This is a genomic window from Mycoplasma sp. 4044 (assembly GCF_053851695.1).
This window is the reverse complement of sequence record NZ_JBSQBD010000001.1, coordinates 221,724-244,749: the sequence shown is the minus strand read 5'-3', so window position 1 is coordinate 244,749 and position 23,026 is coordinate 221,724. Positions and strand designations below refer to the sequence as shown.

Here is a 23,026-nt window from a genome sequence, read left to right as displayed (position 1 = left end):
TTCTTACTGAAAATGATGTTTACATTGAAACAACCAAAAAATGAGGTTTTGTAAAAAAACAACAAATTAGAATCAAAACTCCCGGAACTAACGAAATGTTGGCTAACAAAGATAATCAAGAAGTGTTAGCAACTATCAGAAACGTAGATATTACCTATGGTTCTGGTTCAAAAGCTTTCAAAGCAGTAAAAGACTTGAATTTAAATATTTATAAGGGCGAAGTTCTAGGACTTGTAGGGGAGTCAGGTTCTGGAAAAAGTACCATTGGTAAAGCACTAGTGGGACTAATTCCTTATAGTTTTGGCCAAATCAAGATGTTAGGTAGAGAATTACCTAAAAAATTACAAAGAGGTTGAAAAGTAGGTAAAGCACTGAAAGAATATAAAGAAATTGAAAACTTCATGGTTAATAAAGTGCAAATGATTTTCCAAGACCCTGCTAACTCACTTAACCCACACATTAATGTTGAATCAGTTGTTTCAGAAGGGTTAAATAACACTAAGAATGCTCGTTTAATTTACTTAAATTCTTTAGATCAAGCAGCGATAATTGCAACATATGAAAAAATTAAAGATTTAGCTAAATTTGAAACAAGAAAACCAATTTTATATAAAGAAATTAAGCAAGATCCAAAAGATGCTTTTGAATGTCTTTATGTAAACTTTGCTTCAGAACTTCTAGAAAATAGAGAACAAGAAGCACATGACATTCTAATGGAACACAAAAAAATTCGTGAAGAAAAAGAAAACATAACAGAACGTGAAGCAAAAAAAATCTTAGTTGTGGAGATTTTAAAAAGTGTCGGACTTGATGATTCGGTTTTACGTCGTTACCCACTAGAATTTTCAGGAGGGCAACAACAACGTATTGGTATCAGTCGTTCAGTAGTATTAAGACCTACTCTTCTTGTTGCTGACGAACCGATTTCAGCGCTTGACGTTTCTATTCAGGCTCAAGTTGTTAATATCTTCAACGATTTAAAAGAAAAATATGACTTAACTATTGTATTTATTGCCCACGACTTGCGGATGGTTGAATACATTAGTGACAGAATAGTTGTTATGAACAAAGGAGTGGTTCTAGAAGTTGGAACTACTGAACAAATAATGCACAATTCATTACACCCTTACACAAAATCACTTTTAGATGCAGTTCCTTCAATTGACTCAAAACAAGGAAGCTTAATTGGGTATGTATATGATTCAAAAATTCATGAATATTCAGAATCAAACCAACCAAAATGATTGAAAGTAAATGATGATCACTTTGTTCTAGCAACCGAACAAGAATTAGAAGAATGAAAGAAAGGAATATACAAATAGTGAGAAAAAACAAAAAACTATTTAATATTTTCGCTGTTTCTACACTTTCTCTTACTGCTTTTATGCCTTTAGCAGCTATCTCTTGTGTAGAAACAAATAACAAAGACACTAAAAATCCAGTGCAACAAAAATCTTTATCAGAAAGAATTGCTGAAAACTTATCTCTAGTCACTTCTGATACTCAATCAGAACAAAAAACTAAAGACTGATTGCAAAATGGTGCTGCTCGTAACTTATTAGAACTTAAATACGATCAAGAGAAAAAACTATTCTACTATACAACTGAAATAACAGAGAACAATGTTAAGAAACTAATTAATCGAGAATTGGTTAAACTAGCAAGTGATTTTGAAGTTCCAGCAAACACCACACTAAAGGCAGCAGTTGCTATAGACCTTGCAAAAAATAAATTATTGTTTGAAGTTTCTGCTGAAGAAGGACAAAAAGGTACTTTTGAAATTAATGATGTTAAACCATCAGCAAGCACTGCATCAATACCAAATGCTGATTTAAGAGCTAAAGATGATACTTTAGAATACTTGACACTTGACAGTAGATCAAAAACAAACCCTACTTATTTTGTTCCGCTACAAGCACCAACAATCAAAGAGGGAATTAATTTAGTTCCAAGTAATGAAAATCTAGAATTATTGAATAAATTTAAAGACCTAAGACAGCTTGTAATTGATACTTTCTTTGAACCACTTACAAATGTTATCGGTACAAACAAGAAAACTAGACAAAATACGTTCACTTCAAAATGAGGACTATTAGGAAAAACACAATCAGTAATTACCACAGCAGTAATTTCAAGAATAGATTACGCTATATATACTGCGAGAATGTCAGAAGATATATATAATAATCTTTTTGGTGATCCAAGCAAGGATTATAATGATTTTAGAAATACAATGGATCCAGAACAACAAATAAACTACACTTATTTAAAGCAAAAACTAGAGCAAATGAATAATTCTGGAAATCTATAATAAAAAGTAAAAGACTCCGGCTTTCGGAGTCTTTTTTGCTACTTATTTATAAAGATTGAAAAATGATGCTAAACCTTTAAATTCACTATCTTTTGCTAATTCTTCTTCAATTGCCAGTAAACGATTGTATTTGGCAATTCTGTCAGTTCTAGATAGAGAACCAGTTTTAATTTGTCCTGTGTTGAAAGCAACTGCTAAGTCAGCTAATGTTGTGTCTTCTGTTTCTCCTGAACGGTGACTGACAACAGCAGTCATTGAAGCTTTGTTTGCCATTTGGATAGCTTCAATTGTTTCAGTCAATGTACCAATTTGATTCATTTTAATTAACACTGAGTTGATTGATTTGTTTTCAATTGCTTTTTTGATGAAACGTGGGTTAGTTACAACTAAGTCATCACCAACTATTTGCACTCTGTTTCCGTACAATTTAGTCATTTTTTCAAATCCCGCTCAGTCTTTTTCTGAGTGCGAATCTTCGATTGAAATAATTGGATATTTATCAATTAATTTCCCATAGTATTTAACTAATTCGTCACTAGTAAATTCGTATTTTGCTTTGTTGTATTTTCTAAAACCAGGCATCTTGTTTATAACTGCATTATGGAATTTTTTAAACACGTATTTTTGAGTTTCTTCGTTGTAAAGTTCGCTTGCAGCTGCGTCCATTGATATCGCAACAGCATTATCACCTTCACGTCCGGGCTCAAATCCTGCTTCCTTAATAGCTTCAACTAAGAAATCTAAAACTTCTTCGTGAGTGTGTAAGTTAGGTGCGAATCCACCTTCATCTCCTACTTGTACTCCGTGTCCTGCTTTTTTCAGTAGTTTAGCTAGAGTATGAAATACAAAGTTAGCCATTTGTAATGCTTGACGGAATGATTTTGCCCCTACTGGCATAATCATAAATTCTTGAAAGTCAATAGTGTTTGAAGCATGCTCTCCGCCATTAATTACGTTTAACATTGGTAGTGGCAATAAATGGGCATTTACTCCTCCTAAGTAGCGATATAAAGGAATGTTTAGTTCTTGACTAGCGGCACGAGCTGCGGCAATTGAAACTGCCAATGTTGCATTTGCACCAAGCACTGACTTGTATTCAGTACCATCTAGTTCATTAAGCACACGGTCAATTTCTCTTTGGTTTAAAACTTCAAAACCAACAAGTTTAGGAGCGATTTTTTGATTAACATTATCAACTGCTAGCATTACTCCTTTTGCTCCGAATCAGTTTGAAGCATACTGTGAATTTTTATCACGAAGCTCTAAAGCTTCTCTTGAACCTGTTGAAGCACCTGAAGGAACTTTAGCACTTGCTGTAACTCCTTTTTCAGTTGTTAGAACAACTTCAACAGTTGGATTTCCTCGACTATCAAGGATTTCACGAGCGTGTATTTTTGTAATTTTCGACATATTACCTCTCTTTATTCTTAATTTTATACAAATTAGAATAAGAAAGCAAGGGATTTTTTTCCCAACTTTGTGTCAAAATAGTCAATCTGAGTGTATGTTGTAATAAAATTTATATAAATTATAGAAAGGACAAAAATGGTATTTAAACCCGAAGAAATTCAAGAAGTGATTGATCAAAATTCAACCAAAAAATCAACCATTTTATTGAGTCTATTAATTTTTAAAGGATTTGGCATCCCGAGTCTATATTTAGGAAAAAAAATTAATGCCCTTATTTGATTTTTATTAGGGCTTCTAGCGACTGCTTTAATTATTACTGGAGCTGTAATTATAAACACTACTGATATTGCTAAGGATAGTGAAGGTGATATAACAAATTCAAAAGTATTTATTGGATGAATCTTGGCAATCGGATTCTCAATTTTATATTTTGCCATTAGTATCATTTCAGCTGGATGAGATTTAGTGTTAATTTTATTAGGTAGACTAAAAGATGTAAACGATAAGAAAATAGTTTTGGAAAAAGAGAAAAAAGAACTTGCTAATTTCTTGGAAATGGCTAAAAAAGCCCAAGAGGAAAATAATGAACAATAAAGAATTGGAACTTCAAAAAGTCAAAGCACGAGTACTTGCTAACTGAGAAAATGATCCAATTGCAAGTCTTTATGAATTAAGATTAACAGCCAAAGATGTTGATTTGTTTCAGTATCGCCCAGAATTAAGAGAGCTGGAACAAGCAATCTTACACAGACTTTTAGAGAAAAAAAGAGAACACATTGAAACTCAAATCACCACAGAACAATTGATTGATTTGTTGGCAGAAAACCCAATGGGATATGACTGAATGCTTTTTTACAATGCTCTAAAAATGAAGGATGACTTAAAACAAAAAGCTACTCATTTTAATAAATTGTTTAATAAGAAAGAAGACATTGACATTTTGATTTTTACTTTATTAAGCGAAAAGAAAATTGACTATGACTACAAAATAGGCGAAACAGTCATAAATCCTGCAAAATGCGTGAGTTTGAAAGATAATGATGAAATTACAAACACACAAAAAATGATTGTTGACACGATGAATAATGATGTTGTAAGAGCTAAAACAGCAATATCAGTTTTCTATGTGTTTATAACTAGCAATTGAAAAGATTATGTGCTAGGCAAAGAAATTAATTGTTTAGACACTATTGTCAATGTAACTGACACATTGCTAGGAATTAAAGATGAAAAAAGTTTGAATGCTGAAGAAACTAAATTGTTCGAAGTGTTGAAGAAAACAAGCAATGTCTAGGACACTAACAAAGTGTTTTTAGTTTATAATTTTATAGAATATAACAAAGGAGTTTTTTATGTTAAAAAGAAAAATCGATAAGAAAAAATCTGAATTATCAGTATCAGTAGAAATCGAAGCTAAAGTTTGACAAGAAGCACAAGAAAAAGCCCGTAAAGAACTAAGAAAAAAAGTTGAAATTAAAGGTTTTAGAAAAGGTAAAGTTCCAGCCGCAGAGGCAGATAAATACATTACTGAAGGTCAAGTACAAGCTCAAGCAGTTCAAGAATTATTACCAAAAGCTGCTGAACAAGCTGCAACTAAAGTTAAAGAAGAAGATTTTATTTTAGATGCTCCAGAATGAAACATCTTAGAAGCAGACAAAGACAAACTAGTTTTAGAATTTGTTTATCCACTACTACCTGAAGTTAAACTAGGAGAATACAAAGATTTAGGAATTAAATTACCTTCAATCAAAGTAAGCGAAAAAGATGTTGAAGAACAAATTCAAAAAATGCTAAAACGTCATGCAATGTTAGAAGTTGCTGAAGACTTAATCCAAGAAGATGACAGGGTAAACTTTAGCTTTAAAGGATTTGTAGACGGTGAAGCATTTGATGGCGGAGAAGCTGAAAACTTTGATATTATCATTGGTTCAAAACAATTTATCCCAGGATTTGAAGATAACCTAAAGAAATTCAAAAAAGGTGATGAAGGAGAATTTGACATTGTTTTCCCTAAAGATTACCACATGGAATACTTGAGAGATAAAAAAGCTACTTTCAAAATTAAAGTTAACGAAGTTAAAAGACCACAGCTTTCAGAATTAAACGATGAATTTGTAAAAACATTGGCAATTAAAGATGTTAACACTGTTGAAGAGTTGAAATCTTACCTAAAAGACCTAACTAAACGTGAAAAAATCGAACAATCAAAAGAAAAATTTGCTTCAGAAATTATGAAGAAATTACTTGAAACTTCAGAATACCCACTTCCAGATCAAATTGTTCGTAAAGAAATGTCAGAATACTACAAACGTTTTGAACAATCTTTAAAACAACAAGGCGCATCAGTTGAACAATACTTAGAAGTTGTTAAAAGTACTAAAGAGAAACTAGCAGAAGAAATCAGAACTGAAGTTGTTCGCAATTTAAAAATTTCATTCACATACACTGCTATTGCTAAAGCTGAAGACATCAAAGTTGAAGATGCTGATTACGAAAATGAATACTCATTGTTAGCAAAACTATACAATATGGATGTAGAAGAAATTAAAAAATACATTACAAAAGAACAAATTCAACTACCTCTAATTAACAAAAAAATTATTGCTACTTTAGCTAAATACAACGACCCTAAAAATTACAAATCAGTTTTTGGTGACATTCTTTTACCAGAACCAAAAGAAGAAGTAAAAACTGGCGAAGACAAAAAAGCTCCTGCCAAAAAAGCAAGTGCTAAAAAATCAGAAAAATAATAAGTAAAACAGTTAAGCAAGATTGATTACAGTCTTGCTTTTTGTTTAAAATCAATAGGTATTTTAGTATTGAAGGATAAGAATTAAATATCCAAAATAATTAAAAAAGATTGAAAAAATATCATTTGATTCGCTAACTCAGTAAACAATCTTCGCTGATCAATAATAATTAACTTTATTTAAAAAGAAAGACCAAATAGTTTTAGACGAAAACTCAGTAAAAAACAAGTAAAACTTAGTGTTTTGTCGAAAACTTAATTAAAGTTAGCAATAAAATCAACAAAAATCTCAGTTCTTTTAACAAAGAAATTGACATCCCAGCATCCTCTGGGATTTTTTTATTTAAGTGAATATTTAGATATTTAAACGGACGAGTCAAAACTCACTAGCAGTTATTTTTTAAAAACCATTAATCTCTCAGGACGTTGTGATTTTATAGCGCATCAACTAAAAGACGCTGCCTTTAATAAGTTATGTCACAGTTAGTTTTCTATAAAAAGGTGTGTTGGCTATTTTTTATTTGTTTAAATATAGCTATTTTCCAAGATTTTATATACTCATCTTATAAAAAAACGTTTCACAAAAGAAAATAAAAAATTTTGAGATTTAAATAAATTAAAGCTATAAATTCAATTTGTTGTTCTATTTCGTTGCTAATGAGCACTTTAGGTTCAAAACTTATAAAAAAACAAAGCCAATAAAGGCTTTGTATGCATTAATTATTTAGCTAAACTTTTTACATATTTAGCAATAACAACTTCTTCATCTGTTCTAATTTTGTAAACTGGAATTTTTGAAGCAGGAGAAGAAATTAATTTGTAATCTGCATATTTTTCTTTGTTTGCTTTGTCCGATAGTCTAACACCGAATGATTTTAGACCTTTAACTACTAGATCACGAACAATATCATCGTTTTCACCAATACCAGCTGTAAAGACAATGGCATCAATAGGTTTACCAATTTTATTAATATATTGAGCAATGTAATCTACTACTTTATGGCAGAATAAATCAATTGCAAATTTAGCATCTTCATTTTTGTCATTTTCTCAAGCGGCATGTAGATCACGAACGTCGTTAGAAATACCACTTACACCTAGTAAACCAGATTTTTTAACCATCATGTTGAATACTTCTTCAACATCTTGTTTTTCTACCCGCACTAAGTAGTCAGTAATTCCTGGATCAATTGCACCACAACGTGTTCCCATCATCAACCCATCTAGAGAACTAAATCCTACTGAAATGTCTAATGATTTTGAGTCTTTGATAGCACAAACTGAACTTCCAGATCCTAAGTGTGCAACAACAATATTGTTTTTAGTTTTACCTAAAATAGTTTTCATTTTGTCATTAATGTAGTCATAACTTAAACCATGGTAACCAAATTTATAGATGTTGTATTTTTTAGCTCATTCTTGATTGATTGGGAATGTCGCATTAATTTTTGGAATTGTTACGTGGAAAGCTGTGTCTTGAGCAATAATTTTTTGTACATGTGGCAATTCTTTTTCAAAAGCCTCAACAGCCGCTAGTGTAGCAGGCGCATGTAACGGAATGAATTTAGCAGCTTCTTCAATTGATTTTTTAACATCTTCATTGTAGTGAACAGGAGTTAGATATTTGTGTCCTGATAAAGGAGTTCTGAAACCAATTCCGATTACTTCGTCTAAATTTTTGATAATTCCATATTTTACTCATAAACGAGTTAAATTTTTAACAGCTTCAACGTGGTTTGGTAAGTCGGCACGATCTTCAAATTTTTGACCGTTAAACTTGGTAATAATGTTTCCGTCTAAGTTAATTCTTTCACATAGACCGCTAGCAAGTTGTTCCAATTTGTTAGCTGAGTATAGTGCTCATTTTAAAGAAGAAGAACCTGCATTAACAACTAAAATTTTCTTCATATTTTTATTAATCCTTAAGTAATTATTTGTCTAAAAATTCGTATCCTTTTAGAACTGTAATTGAAGTAACGTCGATAACGTCTTGAACTGTTGCTCCACGGCTAAAGTCATTGATTGCTCCGTTAACTCCTTGCATAATAGCTCCAACAGCTCCGTATTTTCCTAAACGTTGTGCAATTTTGCATCCAATGTTACAGCTTTCTAGGTTAGGGAATACGTAAATTCCTAATTCTTTTTGAGGTGCTGAAGGGAACTTGTGTGCTCTAACTTTTAAATCGTAAGCTGAGTCGAATTGCATTTCTCCATTAATCATGTTAATGTCTGTTTCTTGTGCTAAAGCAACAGCGGCACGAACTAGGTCAGGGTTTTCTCCTTTTCCAGATCCATTTGTTGAGTATGTTAAGAATCCGGTCAAGTCGTTCATTTTCATTGTGCGAGCGAAATCGGTTGCATTTTTAGCGATGTCAACTAATTGTTCAGCAGTTGGTTTTTCCACTGTTGAAGGATCAGTTAGAATGAATTTTTCATCATCTTTGTGCATTACCATAATTGATGAAATGGTTTTGATTCCTGGTTTTGCTCCGATGCATTTAAAAGCAGCTCTTAGAATGTCAGCTGTTGAGTAAATTAATCCCCCTACTGCTGAATCGACATCTTTGGTTCTAATCATCATAGCTCCAAAGTATGGTCTTTGATTTAGATTTTTACGGCATGTATCTAAATCTTCTTTTCCTTTACGGATAACAACAAGTTTTTGAGCATATTCCTCAATCTTGTCAGCCATTTGTGTCATAACGATATTTTCTAAACCATCATTTACGATTTGTGATTCGTTTTCTAATAACATAATAGGTTTAGCTAATTTATTTTCTTGTAGATATTTAGCAGCTTCACGGCTTCTTTCATCATCCCCATCGATGAATAAAACACTTAGAACTTTTTCAGCAGCTTTTTCTTTGATTAAACTGTTGATATATTCACTAAATTTTGACATTTTGTCTCCTTAAATCTTGTTTTTGAATATAAAAAACTATAATAATCTAAATTTTACCCTTTTCAAAGTAAATATTTTAAAAACCTTATATTAATATGCTTTGATTGGCCATATCTTACTTTTTACTTTTTGCAAATCCTTAATACTTATTAAATTTAAGGAAAATAGAGGGCAAAGATTTTCGCTCCAAGCAAGTAAAAAAGAATTAAAAATTATTTATAATTTAAGTGCAATACTTGTAAGAAAAATGAAAGGAAAAATAAATGAGTTTCAAATATATTAAATCTGCTACATATGTTATGTCAGATAAAAACGAAATGGTTCGTTTATTAGACGTTGATGGAAACTTAATTGACAAATCATACAAACCATCAGCATCAAATGAAGAACTATTGAAAATGTATGAAACAATGGTTAGATCTCGTCAATGAGATATCTACGCTCTACAACTACAAAAAACAGGACGTATGGGAACATTTGCTCCTAACTTAGGAGAAGAAGCTACCCTATCAGCTCTTGGAGCAGTTATGCAAAAACAAGACTGATTCGTTCCTCACTACCGTGTACTTGCAGCACAACTATCACACGGTGTAAAAATGAAAGACGTGTTTAACTACTGAAGAGGATCAGAACAAGGTTCAAACTTTGCTAAAGATGTTAATGCTTTACCAATGCAAGTTGTTATCGGTTCACAAATTTCACAAGCAGCTGGAGTTGCTTATGCACTAAAACAAACCGGTAAAAAAGATGCTATTGCTGTTACAACAATCGGTAACGGGGGAACAAACGAAGGGGAATTCCATGAAGGACTAAACCTAGCTGCAGTTCGTCACCTACCAGTATTAGTAGCTGCAATTAACAACCAATGAGCTATTTCGGTTCCAGAACACAACAGCTACATCGTTCCAACACTTTCACAACGTGCATTTTCATATGGAATGCCAGGACTACGTGTAGATGGAAACGACTTACTAGCAGCTTACGAAGTTGCTAAAGAAGCTGCTGACTACATCCGTCAAGGAAATGGTCCAGTTTTAATTGAATTCGTTACATGACGTCAAGGACAACACACCACATCAGATAACCCACGTATCTACCGTACAGCAGAACAAGAAGCAGAAAAAGAAAAATGAGAACCAATGCACCGTATTGAAAAATACCTATTTGACAATGGAATTCTTACAGAAGAAATGAAACAAAATATGTGAGATGCAGCTCTAAAAGAAGCTAAAGAAGCATATGAAGAATCAACAAAAGACCTAGCAAAAGAAGGATACGACGACATTTTCAAATACACCTACGCAGAAATGCCTGCTGAACTAAAAGAACAACACGCAGAAGGACTAAAATTCAAAAAATAATTGCTAGTCAATTATTAAAAGAATATTTATTAGGAGAATTTTTATGGATAAAAAATTAATTTCAGTAAATAACATCGGTGCTCTAAACCAAGCCCTACACGTTGCTATGGAACGTGACCCATCAGTAGTTCTATACGGAGAAGATGCAGGGTTTGAAGGTGGAGTTTTCCGTGCTACAGAAGGTCTACAAAAAGCTTTTGGTTCAGATAGAGTTTGAGATGCTCCAATTTCAGAATCAGGACTTGCTGGTATGGGAATCGGAGCTGCTGTTGCAGGTCTAAAACCAGTTGTTGAATTCCAATTCTCAGGTTTCTCATTCTACGCTCTTGCTCAAATTTGTACAAATGCTGCTCGTTTAAGAAATAGAACACGTGGAAAATACCATGTTCCTGCTGTATTCAGAATGCCTTGTGGAGGAGGAGTTAAAGCTCTAGAACACCACTCAGAATCAATCGAAGCTATCTACGCTCACATTCCAGGTCTAACAGTTGTTATGCCATCAACACCTTACGACATGAAAGGGTTAATGTTAGCTGCTATTGAATCACCAGATCCAGTTATCTTCTTAGAACACAAACGTGACTACCGTGCTTTCAAACAAGAAATTCCTGAAGGATACTACACAGTTGAATTAGGAAAAGCTAACGTAGTTGTTGAAGGAGACGACTTAACATTAGTTACTTACGGACACATGGTTCACGAAACTACTGCTGCTCTAAAACAACTTCACGAAGAAGGATTTGACATTGCTGGAAGAGTTGAACTAATTGACTTACGTACACTAAAACCATTAGATACAGAAACAATTATTAAATCAGTTAAGAAAACAGGAAAAGTTCTTGTTGTTACTGAATCAGTTCAATCATTCTCAATCGCATCAGAAGTTATTACTCGTGTTAACCAACATGCATTTGACTACTTAACACACCAACCAGTTCGTTTAGCAGCTCCAGACGTAACCATTCCTCTACCTGCATTAGAACCAGAATTCATGGTTGACAAAAACAAGATTGCTCAAACAATTAAAGAAATGTTAAAATAGTCATCAAAATTAACTTGAAAACTCAATAATAAAAATCTTGCCAAAAACGCTATTTGCAGCGAAAAAAGGCAAGGTTTTTTCTTCTTTTTTGTAAATTAATATATAATTTAACGTATAAATAAATTAATAAATTTTATCGATCTGCTTGATCAAATGAAGGAGGCTTTAAATGGCTGATGAAAATAAAAAACCACAAGTCGAAGAACAAGATGCTCCTGCTGTTGTAGGACAACTACAAGTTTCAAACGACTTACTAGATTTTTCAATGTTCAGTAAAAAACCTAAAAAATGTGACGGAGAATGCTCTGCTCAATCGAAAGATGAAGCACAACTAACACCACGTGAAAGAGCAATTCTTGAAAGAAAACAAAAAGCAGAACAAGGAAAATAACTTATGGAAGAAATTGTTAAAGTAAAAGAATTAGTAGCTAAAGAGGAAAAACTAGCTCCTATTCGTAAAGCTATTGCGAAAAATCTAAAAAACGCTATGGATCATGTTGCATATTGTTCTTTAGTAACTAAAGTAGATGCAACTGAATTATGAAACTACCGTAAAGCGGTATTAAATGATGTTGTTGAAAAAACAGGAGTTAAATTAACATTCCTATCATTTATTGTAAAAGCTGTTGCTATTACATTATCAGAACAACCAATGTTTTCAGCAAAAGTTGATGAAGAAGCTGGAGTAGTAAAGTTCCCAGGAGAATTAAACATCGGTATTGCTGTTGACACACCATACGGACTTGTTGTTCCTGTAATCAGAAACGTAGAAAAACTAAGCATCGTTGAAATTCAACAAGAAATCGTTCGTTTAGCAGGATTAGCAAGAGACAAAAAATTAAAAATGTCAGATATGCAAGGAGCTTGCTTTACAATTACCAATATAGGTACCGTAGGAGCTCTTTACGGAACACCTATCATGAACTATCCAGAAATTGCTATTTTAGCAACTGGAGCAATCATTGATGATGTTGTTGTTAAAGACAAACAATTTGTAGCAGCAAAATCAATGTGACTAACAATCGCAGCTGATCACCGTTGAGTAGATGGTGGAGATATGGGAAGATTTAACTATAGAGTTAAAGAATTATTAGAACAACCAGAAAAATTAGGAGATTTATAATTATGTTTAAAATGCAATTTACAGACATCGGAGAAGGTCTACACGAAGGTACAGTAGCTGACGTTTTCGTTAAAGAAGGAGACGTAGTTAAAGAAGGTGACAACCTATTCTCAGTTGAAACAGATAAAATGACAGCTGAAATTCCTGCACCAGTTTCAGGAAAAGTTGCTAAAGTTTTAATCCACCAGGACAAGAAATCACAGTTGGAGAAGAAATTTTCTACATCGAAGAAGCTTAATAATCTGCTTCGCCAAACTGCCACTTTGGCAGTTTTTTTTGTTACTTCTTTTGTAAAAACGTCAAATTGTAAAGAAAATGAGTGATTTTTGGAAAAAAATATTTTCAGCATTCATTATCTAAAAGCCTAGAGCAACAATTGTTGCTGCTATTTCTTTGCACTTTTTAATCAAAAGAATAGTTTTTTATCAAAGTAGGCAAAAATTTAAAAAAGTGTAAAATGGTACTTTTTAGCCTTTTAAAGACTATTTTTAACCTAAAGTTATATAATTTATAATTATTAAATTTAACGTCAAAAAGGAGAAAAATGAGTTCAAATTACAACGGACCAATTGATGCAGAATATGATTTAATCGTTATTGGAGCAGGTCCTGGTGGATACTTAGCAGCAGAAGAAGCTGGTAAACATGGTCTAAAAACTCTTATTGTTGAGAAAAAATACTGAGGAGGAGTTTGTTTAAACGTTGGATGTATTCCAACCAAAGCTCTTTTACACTCAACAGAAGAATACAACAAATTAGTTAAAAACCAATTAGCAGGTTTAGGAATTAATTTAGACCTAAGCTCAGTAGCAGTTGACTGAGACAAAATGCAAGCACAAAAAATGGCTACAGTTAACAAATTAACTGCTGGGGTTAAAATGTTAATGAAAGGAAGCAAAGTAGACGCTATCGAAGCTGAAGCTGAATTCGTAGGAAGCCACGAAATCAAAGTGTTAGACAAGGTATACAGTGGAAAATACATGATTTATGCAATGGGTTCACACAACCGTCGTCTAAACTTACCAGGTTTCGAAGAAGGATACAAATCAGGTAAAGTTGTTACTTCAACTGGACTAATCAATTTCAATAGAATTCCAAAAAGTTTAGTAATCATCGGTGGAGGAGTAATCGGAGTTGAATTTGCTCAAGTTTACTCAGCTGTTGGAACAAAAGTTACAATCATTCAAAACTTAGATAGAATTCTTTACAACTTAGACAAAGATGTTACTGATGAAGTTACAAAACGTCTAAAAAATGTTAATGGTGTTGAATTTATTTTCAATGCTAAAACTAAAGCTCTTGAAGGGGATTTTGTTGTTTACGAAATCGATGGTCAAGAATACAAAGTTGAAGCAGATGTTGTTTTAAGTGCTGTTGGACGTATTCCAAATTCATCTCACTTATCAAACACAGGAGTTGAACTAGGACAAAGACAAGAAGTTCTAATCAACTCAAAATGTGAAACTAACGTTTCAAACGTTTACGCAATTGGGGACCTTGTAGGACAAAACATGTTAGCTCATGTTGCTTACAAACATGCAGTTATTGCAGTTTACGATATTCTACGTAAAGAAGGAAAATCTGACCTAAGCATTAACTACGATCCTCTAACAGTTCCAGGATGTATCTACACTGACCCTGAAGTAGCTTCGGTTGGTCTAACTGAAAATGCAGCAAAAGACAAAGGTGTTGAATATGTTGCTGCTAAATATAGCTTTGGATTTGTAGGAAAAGCTATTGCTGCACACCGTGACTATGGATTTGCAAAATTAATTGTTGAAAAATCAACAGGAAAAATTTTGGGAGCTGAATTAGTTGGAGCTAACTCAACTGACATGATTTCAGAAATTGCTATGGCAATGGATCATAAAATGACAGTTTACGACCTAGCAAATGTAATTCATCCACACCCAACATTCTCAGAAATTTTATGAGAAACAGCACGTCAAGCAGTTCACAAATTAGGAAAATAGTTAATAATAAAAGCAGCGCAGGCTGCTTTTTTGTTTTTTTGTTTTACTTAATTTTCTCAGTCATCATCATCATCATCGAAATCATCATAGTCTTCATCGTCATCATCTCAATGATTTTTAGAAAATCCAAATTTAGCATGTTTTGCTAATTTCATTATTTCATCTTGATTGTCAATAAATGACATAAGCTCTCTATCTCTTTGTTTACTAAAGACCAGATCCATGTTATCTGTATTCATTAATTTTGCTTCCACATAAAGTGCTTCCAGGTAAGAGTAATTGCTTTTAATAGAGCTCAATTGTTTATGTTTGGATGAAATAAGTTTTTGGTATGTTTGTTCGTAAATAGAAATTTCATACACTAGTATATCCATCAATTTGCAAATCTTTTGACAAACCAATTCCCTATTTTTTTCATAATCTTTTGGGTTATTATCATCATAAATATTGTCAGAAACAACCTTAAAAATACCGGTTACACCTATTGAACCAAAAACTTTCATTAATCCGTGAATAAATCCAGTTGCCTCCATATCTACAAGTTGATATTTTTTGAATTCCGGATTACTTAAAATTGGATTATCTTTAGTAACAAAACTGTCGCCAGTTAGTATTCATGAAACATAATCTATTCCTAAGTAATCAGTCATTACACTATGTTCTTCATTACGTAAAATGTCATAACTAATAGGTTCTCCAGGAATTTGACCTAAAGTGTATTTAGATGAACCTGAATCATCTTTTATTGCTGTTGCATCAACATCTCAGTACCGAGCATTACTAATTGCGTGAGTACTCAAAACAGGTACATCTTTTCGAATAGAACATGCTGAACCAATATTGTAAACTACTGAGTATGTATTTGGATATAAACGTGCAATAGTTGAAGCAAGTGATGCGTTAACTTTTCCTACTCCTGAAAATAGAACATCAAATCTATGTCCCGATAGTTTGCTTTCATACTTGTAAATAGTATAATCATCATACATATCCATTTCAGTTTCTTGAATAAAGTTGAAATATTGATTGTATGGATCAAAATCATCATAATCAGCTATAACAAATAAAATATCAGCAGCAACCGATGCTTTGTCAAATGCAGCCTCTGGATCTTTTACGATTGTGTGTGTTTTGTTAAGTACTTTTTGTATTTTTGTATCATATTCATCAACAAACTTTTTGATTTTTTCTAATTTTTTAATTACTGTTGCGTTAGCCATTATCTTCCCTTTCATTCATCTAATAATTGTGTTTCATAGATACCTTGTGATTGATTGTGGAAAGGACTTAGTCCGTGTAGATAACTGCTCATTAAACTAGCATTTTGTAAGAAAACTATAAGATGTCCAAACGATTCGAAACTTTGATCTTCTACTATAAGTTCAATGTTTCTTATTTTCCCAATTCTGTAATTCGTTTTAATAATTGATTGATAAGATTGTTTTTTAAGTGAATTAGTTGTTAACGAAGAAAGTGACTTGATGTCTTCACTTTCATCTTGACCGACTGGAATTCTGTAATCCATGTTAGTTTTGTCGATACTTAAAAATGTTTGAAATAAATTATTGAATCCTTCTTGTATAAATTGAATTCGGGTTGAAATGTCCTTCGAAAATATCGCAGTATCCAGATAAAGTGATCTTTTTTGTTTGCTATCGGCTTCGCCAAAAAGATATTGTCAAAGTTTTGCCACCGATTTTAAATCTTCATCATAAGCAACAAACAGCTCGTGATTAATGTTGTGTTTTTGTAATGCAAAACGAGCTATAGCATAACAGTATGCTGCATTTTGGCTCAATTCACTGAAACTAAAGATTTCATGTGCTTTTTTAGCGCCCTTCAGTACTTTATCGATATCAATACCAGCCATTGTCATAACAAAAAGACCAACAGGAGTAAGAGCAGAGTAACTATCTGAGACGCTATCAAGAATAACAAAGGTTTTGTAATCATTTTTTCTTGCTAAATGATTTAATCTACCTGAGTTAGCATTTGTTGTAACGATTATGAATTTATTTGCATTTCTTGTTCCGATTTGTTGCTCTAAAATATCTTTAACAATTTTGAAATTAGCCAAAACTTCAATATCATTTCCGCTTTTTGAAATCAAATTAATGGCGAATTTTTTATTTCTCAAATACTCACTCAAAGATGCTGCTTCACGTCCACTCAAAATGTGGTCGATGTAGATGATTTCAACATCACCTACATTTCCTCAGTTTTGCTTACCGAAACAAAATTCGATAGCAGCTTTTGACTGTAAGGCAAGTGAATTAGGAGCAACAACTACTAAGGCTTGCACATCTTTTTTCAATGCTTTTGCGGTCTTGATAATATCTTTTGTGTCAATGATTTTAGTTCCATCTCTTTGTAAATCTAGAAAACCAAAAAATTCATTCCCTTCTGCAGTGCGAGTCTGAATTTTGTAATCAATTTCTTTTACTAAATCTTTATAAGTAAAATAGATTGTGTCTTTAAGAGCATTTTTGATATTTATTTTAATCTTTTCCGTCATTTTTTAACTCCTTCTTGCAAAACTTCATTAATTTTTCAAATGAAGCATTTTTTTCATCAAATACAAAACTAAATGGATTTCTTAAATACCGTGGTCTAATTGACTTAAAACTAACACTATATGTCTCTTTTTTGTCATCATAATTCAAAACTTGAACATCGACCATATCGCCAATTTTGAAGATATCCTCTAAATCAGCAATAAAAAAATCACTTACTTCTTTAAGGTTCAAACGACACGTATTTTTTTGTCTTGTTTCAAGCAAAACAAATGTTCGATAAATTTTTTTTACTTTAGCACTGACGATTAATCCTGCTTGCATGTCGACTCCTTGTTGAGTTTTTTGTTTCATATTATTAAAATTATATAATTACATTAATTAAATATATTAATAAACGGAGTAAGAAAGATGCCAATAAAGCTAAAAAAAACAATACCACTTGTTTTTCTTTTGACTGGAAGCAGTCTTTTTTGTCCTATGCTTGTATCTTGTGCGCAAAACGATAATGAAATAATTATTAACGTGCCACAAGCCTGGTCAAAAAGTTTCAATTTAGAAAAAATAACTTTTTTCAAACAAATTGAACAAAAATACAATGAGTTGAAAAAATTAAATGATAAAACTAAAGACTTGCCAGACATAAAAATCAAAGTTAACATCATAAGTGACGATAGAACATTGTTCGATAGTGCTCTGGTACACAAAAACAATATAAGTATAACTACTTCTAATTTTTTACTGCAAAGAGCATCTTTAACTGACTATCAAGTTAATTTGGTCAAGCCTTTTTTGCAAACTTTAACTCTTGCTCCTAAGTACGACAGTGAAGGATTTTTTTGAGTAGACAATGCTAAAGCGTTACAACAATCAGTAATGCAAAGAAATGAACTGCTGACAAAGAAACCTTTCAATGAATGAAAAAACGATGAATATCAGTATAAAAATGGAATTTATCAGTCTTTTTACGATTTAAAAACAAAAATACCATATTATCGCGGGGATATTTTAATAGTAGGTTCACCAGAAACTAGGTCAATGATCAAGACTGCCTGAAATGAAAAGGATTGACAAACGTTTCGCTCCTTTAACATTGCGTTGGGTGAAAGTTCATCTTCCTCAAAATATAAATTTGTTGAACTTTTATTTCAAAAGCACTTCAATTTGAAAAAAAATCAATTTGACTCTTTTGCTATTCAAAAACAAAAAGCAAGTTCTAATTTTTTCACCTACCCAAAAGGAAGTGGAGCAAAAGATATGAAATCAATGCCTGAAGTACACATTTTTTTAGCAGAAGAAGGTGAATGAGCATATCACAATTCACAAAAAGAACCAACCCTTTACACACCAGCAAAAACTGATGAACAAGTTGAAATTTTAACAACAACAGATCCCATACTTTTTAATGTTGTAGTTGCTAATAAATACATGAGTGATGATGTGATTAGTTTATTACAAAATGCAATTTTGAGTTCAAAAGATGACTGAGGTTACTGAGTAGGAATTAACGGTTATGAAAAAACAAATGCTGACAAGATTACCGAGTTTTACAAGAAGGCTTTATAATGAATAATAACTTTTTTAAAAGTCGCTATTTTAAACAAAAAAGTCTAAAATGACTGATTTTTTTACTGCTAATTGTTCTTTTTGTTTTATGTCTTGTCTATATGAAATTTAGTTTTTCATTAGGTGGGTCTGAATATTTTTGAAAGGGAATTAAAAATATTTTTACTCCTTATTTTCAATCATCATATCTTCAAAATGAATCTTTAATTTGACTAAGTTTCAAATTTTTACTATTGACTATTCAAATTACATTGCTAGGAACTATTCTAGGGGCATCTCTTGCACTTTTAACAGCATTAGTAACAAACTACAAAACAAACAACAAGTACTGAAGTTTTGTTGTTAAGGTGTTTATGTTATTACTCAGAAGCGTTCCAGAAATTATTTATATTTATTTATTTGTATTTAGTTTTCACAAGCAACTAGCAACAGCACTTTTGATTAGTTGATTTACTTGAATATGACTACATAAATTTATGAGTGAAGCAATTGAAAATTTAGATGTCAAAGCATACAACATTTGACTCAAAAAAGGTTTTTCAAAAACACACGTTATTGTTCGTTTTTTGTTGCCACAATTAGTCAACAAATTTGTCATTTATATTCTTTACTCTTTCGAATCAAATATGCGTTGAACTTCAGTGTTTAGTTTTTTAGGCTTGATTGGAATAGGTGAGTTATTGAATGAAGCATCATTGACAATGTATAAAATGCATGAGTTATTGATTCCTTTGCTATTTTTGGTTTCTTTTATTTTCGGTCTTGAGTGATTAAGTCACAGCGTCGTTAACAAAAATAATAAATCACTCAAATCACACAAAACACGCGTCAATAGTTTAAAAAAATTCAATCTTTATGAGTCTTTGAAGTGAATATTTTTGATTTTGATTTTGATTTTTGTTATTTGCTCATTTGTCACAATGCCAAGTTTTGGCATTAAAAAAAGCCATACAATTCTGAATGATTTATTCAATCCAAATTGAAAAATTTTGCAAACGAATGAGAATGTGCTTAAACTTATTTTTGACTTGTTAGTGCAGGTATTCGTAACAATTATTTTTTGTATTTTGTTCAGCTATGTAAACATTTTTCTAACCAACAATAAAACAAATAAGGCATATTTTGTTTGAATTAATCGCTTTATTTTTACTTTTATACGAATTATTCCGACTTTGACAATTTTCTATATTTTTTGATACGCATTTAGTAATGTTGTGTCAGGATTTGTGTTTGCTTTTGCTTTACACTCATCGACAGTTGTTTCTAAACAAATCAATGAAGCGATTAGTAAAATCGAAACTAATAGTATTGAAATATTGAAAAAACAAGGATGAAATAAGCTAAAAATATTTAATTCATTCATTTTAGCCAGTGTTAAAGTTTCAATATACACGTTTTTGTTTTTAGAAATCGAAAAGAACATTCGTAATTTTATTAACTATGGGACTTTTGGGGCTTCTGGTTTTGGATTAGCAATAAGTTATGGCGAAAAAAATAACTATCAGGATATAGCTCCATATGTATGAATAAGTTTACTACTGTTGTTAATGCTAAATTTGGTTTCGGAAACAGTTCGTTATTTTTATCTAAACCACTCAAAACCATTCTTTCTTTTTGGACTAAAAGGAACCCGAGTCTTTAAAGTAGCCAAATCTCAAAAAATGACATGATAAAATTTTAAGTAGAGAGAGGTATTCATGGAAAACAATCAATATTTGAATGAAAGTATTAAAAAAATTAAAGGTTTAGCAATCTCGAGCATTATTCTTCACTTTGCAATATGAATCACATTCATAGTTTTCATCATAAAAATTGTAATTAATGTTTCTAAAATTGCAACAACTAGTGAATCAAGCTCAGATAGCCTATCAGAAGTATCTAAAGCATTAAGTGATCTTATTACAAGCATTAGTGCACCAATAATAGTTTTATCAATTTTAGGAATCATTAATTTTGTCTTATCAATTATATTAACTGTTAAAGTAGACGAACTACAAAATAAACTTTCGCGTTCCGATTATTATTCACAAGAGCAAACAAATGCAGATCCTGCCTTAGCAAGACAAAACATGGAGAAAAAAATGGCTGCCGATGGATTATCGAACATAAAAATCCTATTAATTATCGGTTTCTTCATTCCATTAGTTAGTTTAATTGCTAAATTTATGACTATTTCAAAATTAAAAAACTTAGATTAATTCTTAGAATGTTATAAAATATTTAAAGTTTAAATTATTATAAATTCTAAGGAGAAAAATGATTTACTCAATGGAAGATTTGAAAAATAAGTCAGCCAAAGCTTTTAAATTGATTATTACAACATTAGTAATCAGTGTCGCTTGATTTGTATTCTGAATTGTTGGTGTAGCATTAAGTAGCAATCTCAGCACTTACATAGCACTAAAAGTAGTGTCTTTAATTGTTGCAATTGTTAATCTTGTAATGACTATATTAACAATAATTGCAATTCACTCAATCAGAAAATGTGCTCAAGCAATTAATGAAGGTTCTCAACCAAACCACGATGTAAAGCAAATTGAATCACTTTCACTAGTTGCTTTCATATTTTTACTTGTAGGATTATTTATCGGTGTTCTTTCACTAGTAGGTGCAGTTATAGCGCTTATTGTTGTAATTAAAGGTAAAAAATTACAAGCAACAATGAATAATAACATTGAAGATCAAAACCACAACAATTCAGATAACGACATCAAATCAGACTTATAAGTTCTACATGCAGAAGAATACCTTCTGCATTTATTTTTACTTTTGAAATCTCTAGACTAACAAGTGTGTAAAAATTGTTTATAATACTATTTATTGCCAAAAAGGAGTTAATATGAGTTTAAAAGCAGGTATAGTAGGATTGCCAAATGTCGGAAAAAGTACATTATTTAATGCTTTAACTTTGAATGAGGCTGAGGCACAAAACTATGCATTTACCACAATTGAACCCAACACAGCAATAGTTAAATTACATGATCCAAGATTGATCAAGTTAGCAGAATTAGCTAAAACAAAAACTATAATTCCAGCAACATTTACATTTGTTGATATAGCAGGATTGGTTAAAGGTGCTTCAAAAGGAGAAGGTTTAGGGAATAAGTTTTTAGCTAACATTCGTGAAGTTGATGCAATTGTTCATGTAGTGCGTTGTTTTGAGGACTCAAATATAATGCATGTTAATGGAAAAGTTGATCCATTAGATGACATAAACACAATTAATCTGGAACTAATCTTAGCCGACTTACAAACTGTTGAAAATGTGATTGCAAGAATTGGTAAAAGAGCTCAAAATTCTGGCGATAAAGATTTAAAATTAGAATATCAAACAGCACTTGACATTCGTAGCTTTTTAGAGCAAGAGAAAAATGTCCGTGAGTTAGATTTGAGTGATGAGCAAAAAACAATAATCAAATCTTGACAGCTTTTAACTGCTAAACCAATTATTTATGTTGCCAACCTAAAACAAGATGAAATAAGTGATTTAACACAAGCCAAACACTATCAAACACTGAAAAATCATCTTGCTAAAACTGAAGATTTATTAATTCCTATTTGTGTTTCTCTTGAATATGAACTTTCAAAATTTGAAGACGAAGAAGAAAAACTTGCATTTTTAAATGAATACAATCTTTCAGAAAGTGGACTTAATAATTTAATTCGCACAAGTTTTTACATGCTAGATCAAAAAACATATTTTACTGCAGGCGAAATAGAAGCAAGAGCTTGGGTATTTAAAAATGGACAAAATGCTGCTCAGTGTGCTGGAATTATTCATACTGACTTTGAAAAGAAATTCGTAAAGGCAGAAGTGATTTCATATGATGACTACGTTTCTCTAGGTGGAGAACAAGCGGCTAAAGAAGCTGGCAAAATGCGCTTAGAAGGAAAAAGTTACATAATGCAAGACGGTGATGTTTGTTATTTCAAAATAGCCAAATAATGTCAAGGGGCTTAGTTTAACGGCAGAACTAAGGACTCCAAACCCTTCGGTGCAGGTTCGAATCCTGTAGCCCCTGCCATGAGTTTATTCACCATAAAAATGTAAAAAAGCATAGCAACAAAACAGGCAAC

General features: G+C 31.9%; 21 protein-coding genes, 1 tRNA gene and 1 pseudogene. 17 read left to right on the top strand and 6 right to left on the bottom strand.

The genetic code is table 4. The features are described 5' to 3' along the window. The first annotated feature begins 95 nt into the window (after positions 1-95). Together ACWXVN_RS01210 and ACWXVN_RS01205 are read left to right on the top strand one after the other, a co-directional pair. The gene (locus tag ACWXVN_RS01210; RefSeq protein ID WP_455978966.1) at positions 96-1,322 is read left to right on the top strand and encodes an ABC transporter ATP-binding protein; all 1,227 of its coding nucleotides are present in this window, start codon (positions 96-98) and stop codon (positions 1,320-1,322) included. Then, complete coding sequence (locus ACWXVN_RS01205) at positions 1,322-2,311, top strand: hypothetical protein (protein WP_455978839.1); 990 nt, start codon at positions 1,322-1,324, stop codon at positions 2,309-2,311. The genes ACWXVN_RS01210 and ACWXVN_RS01205 overlap by 1 nt, the downstream gene beginning before the upstream one ends. Before the next feature lie 42 nt (positions 2,312-2,353). On the opposite strand, the gene eno is transcribed toward ACWXVN_RS01205, so the two are convergent. Continuing rightward, complete coding sequence (eno, locus tag ACWXVN_RS01200; RefSeq protein ID WP_455978838.1) at positions 2,354-3,721, bottom strand: phosphopyruvate hydratase; 1,368 nt, start codon at positions 3,719-3,721, stop codon at positions 2,354-2,356. Positions 3,722-3,856: 135 nt separating this feature from the next. On the opposite strand from eno, the gene ACWXVN_RS01195 reads away from it, so the two are divergent. From ACWXVN_RS01195 to tig, 3 genes are read left to right on the top strand one after another with little or no spacing between them, the layout of a single operon-like run. Further along, positions 3,857-4,315: a hypothetical protein gene (locus ACWXVN_RS01195; RefSeq protein WP_455978837.1), complete on the top strand. Its 459-nt coding sequence runs from the start codon at positions 3,857-3,859 to the stop codon at positions 4,313-4,315. Next, the gene (locus tag ACWXVN_RS01190; protein ID WP_455978836.1) at positions 4,305-5,015 is read left to right on the top strand and encodes a hypothetical protein; all 711 of its coding nucleotides are present in this window, start codon (positions 4,305-4,307) and stop codon (positions 5,013-5,015) included. The genes ACWXVN_RS01195 and ACWXVN_RS01190 overlap by 11 nt, the downstream gene beginning before the upstream one ends. A 58-nt stretch (positions 5,016-5,073) precedes the next feature. After that, the gene (gene tig / locus ACWXVN_RS01185; RefSeq protein WP_455978835.1) at positions 5,074-6,471 is read left to right on the top strand and encodes a trigger factor; all 1,398 of its coding nucleotides are present in this window, start codon (positions 5,074-5,076) and stop codon (positions 6,469-6,471) included. A gap of 719 nt (positions 6,472-7,190) precedes the next feature. Here tig and ACWXVN_RS01180 read toward each other — a convergent pair. Next, entirely contained in the window at positions 7,191-8,378 is a 1,188-nt protein-coding gene (locus tag ACWXVN_RS01180) for an acetate/propionate family kinase (protein WP_455978834.1), read from the bottom strand. Between the two features lie 22 nt (positions 8,379-8,400). Next, the gene (locus ACWXVN_RS01175; RefSeq protein WP_438341537.1) at positions 8,401-9,372 is read right to left on the bottom strand and encodes a phosphate acyltransferase; all 972 of its coding nucleotides are present in this window, start codon (positions 9,370-9,372) and stop codon (positions 8,401-8,403) included. 263 nt (positions 9,373-9,635) lie between these two features. Between ACWXVN_RS01175 and pdhA the strand changes: the two genes are divergently transcribed. The 6 genes and pseudogenes from pdhA (at position 9,636) to lpdA (ending at position 14,870) form a co-directional block, all read left to right on the top strand. Next, the gene (gene pdhA, locus ACWXVN_RS01170; RefSeq protein ID WP_438341538.1) at positions 9,636-10,733 is read left to right on the top strand and encodes a pyruvate dehydrogenase (acetyl-transferring) E1 component subunit alpha; all 1,098 of its coding nucleotides are present in this window, start codon (positions 9,636-9,638) and stop codon (positions 10,731-10,733) included. Positions 10,734-10,776: 43 nt separating this feature from the next. Then, entirely contained in the window at positions 10,777-11,775 is a 999-nt protein-coding gene (locus ACWXVN_RS01165; protein ID WP_438341539.1) for a transketolase C-terminal domain-containing protein, read from the top strand. Between the two features lie 169 nt (positions 11,776-11,944). Then, on the top strand, positions 11,945-12,166 hold the full coding sequence (locus ACWXVN_RS01160; RefSeq protein WP_455967626.1) for a hypothetical protein: 222 nt from the start codon (positions 11,945-11,947) through the stop codon (positions 12,164-12,166). Positions 12,167-12,169: 3 nt separating this feature from the next. Continuing rightward, the gene (locus tag ACWXVN_RS01155) at positions 12,170-12,898 is read left to right on the top strand and encodes a 2-oxo acid dehydrogenase subunit E2 (RefSeq protein ID WP_455967625.1); all 729 of its coding nucleotides are present in this window, start codon (positions 12,170-12,172) and stop codon (positions 12,896-12,898) included. A gap of 2 nt (positions 12,899-12,900) precedes the next feature. After that, positions 12,901-13,130, top strand: a pseudogene (locus tag ACWXVN_RS01150) (biotin/lipoyl-containing protein); the annotation flags it as partial. A 312-nt stretch (positions 13,131-13,442) separates the two neighbouring features. Further along, positions 13,443-14,870, top strand: coding sequence for a dihydrolipoyl dehydrogenase (lpdA, locus tag ACWXVN_RS01145; RefSeq protein WP_455978833.1), 1,428 nt, complete (start codon positions 13,443-13,445; stop codon positions 14,868-14,870). Positions 14,871-14,917: 47 nt separating this feature from the next. Here the strand turns inward: lpdA and ACWXVN_RS01140 are convergent, their stop codons facing one another. Genes ACWXVN_RS01140 through ACWXVN_RS01130 form a run of 3 tightly spaced genes read right to left on the bottom strand, consistent with a single transcriptional unit; the run spans position 14,918 to position 17,707 of the window. Continuing rightward, entirely contained in the window at positions 14,918-16,090 is a 1,173-nt protein-coding gene (locus ACWXVN_RS01140; protein WP_455978832.1) for a 5'-methylthioadenosine/S-adenosylhomocysteine nucleosidase family protein, read from the bottom strand. Then, a complete protein-coding gene (locus ACWXVN_RS01135) occupies positions 16,090-17,385 on the bottom strand; it encodes a hypothetical protein (RefSeq protein ID WP_455978831.1) in 1,296 nt (431 codons plus the stop codon). The genes ACWXVN_RS01140 and ACWXVN_RS01135 overlap by 1 nt, the downstream gene beginning before the upstream one ends. Further along, a complete protein-coding gene (locus tag ACWXVN_RS01130) occupies positions 17,369-17,707 on the bottom strand; it encodes a S1 RNA-binding domain-containing protein (protein WP_455967621.1) in 339 nt (112 codons plus the stop codon). Before ACWXVN_RS01130 ends, ACWXVN_RS01135 begins: the two co-directional genes overlap by 17 nt. Before the next feature lie 156 nt (positions 17,708-17,863). Here ACWXVN_RS01130 and cypl point away from each other — a divergent pair, with 156 nt between their 5' ends. The 6 genes from cypl (at position 17,864) to ACWXVN_RS01100 (ending at position 22,974) form a co-directional block, all read left to right on the top strand. Further along, complete coding sequence (cypl, locus tag ACWXVN_RS01125; protein ID WP_438341546.1) at positions 17,864-18,949, top strand: ABC transporter thiamine pyrophosphate-binding lipoprotein p37/Cypl; 1,086 nt, start codon at positions 17,864-17,866, stop codon at positions 18,947-18,949. Positions 18,950-19,050: 101 nt separating this feature from the next. Then, positions 19,051-20,622, top strand: a complete 1,572-nt coding sequence (locus ACWXVN_RS01120; protein WP_455978830.1) for a hypothetical protein — start codon at positions 19,051-19,053, stop codon at positions 20,620-20,622. Positions 20,623-20,646: 24 nt separating this feature from the next. Beyond that, on the top strand, positions 20,647-21,147 hold the full coding sequence (locus ACWXVN_RS01115; protein WP_438341548.1) for a hypothetical protein: 501 nt from the start codon (positions 20,647-20,649) through the stop codon (positions 21,145-21,147). 58 nt (positions 21,148-21,205) lie between these two features. Further along, entirely contained in the window at positions 21,206-21,676 is a 471-nt protein-coding gene (locus ACWXVN_RS01110; RefSeq protein WP_455978829.1) for a hypothetical protein, read from the top strand. A 112-nt stretch (positions 21,677-21,788) separates the two neighbouring features. After that, on the top strand, positions 21,789-22,895 hold the full coding sequence (gene ychF, locus ACWXVN_RS01105) for a redox-regulated ATPase YchF (protein WP_455978828.1): 1,107 nt from the start codon (positions 21,789-21,791) through the stop codon (positions 22,893-22,895). A gap of 5 nt (positions 22,896-22,900) precedes the next feature. Then, positions 22,901-22,974 (top strand) — tRNA-Trp (locus tag ACWXVN_RS01100). The last annotated feature ends 52 nt before the right edge of the window (positions 22,975-23,026 follow it).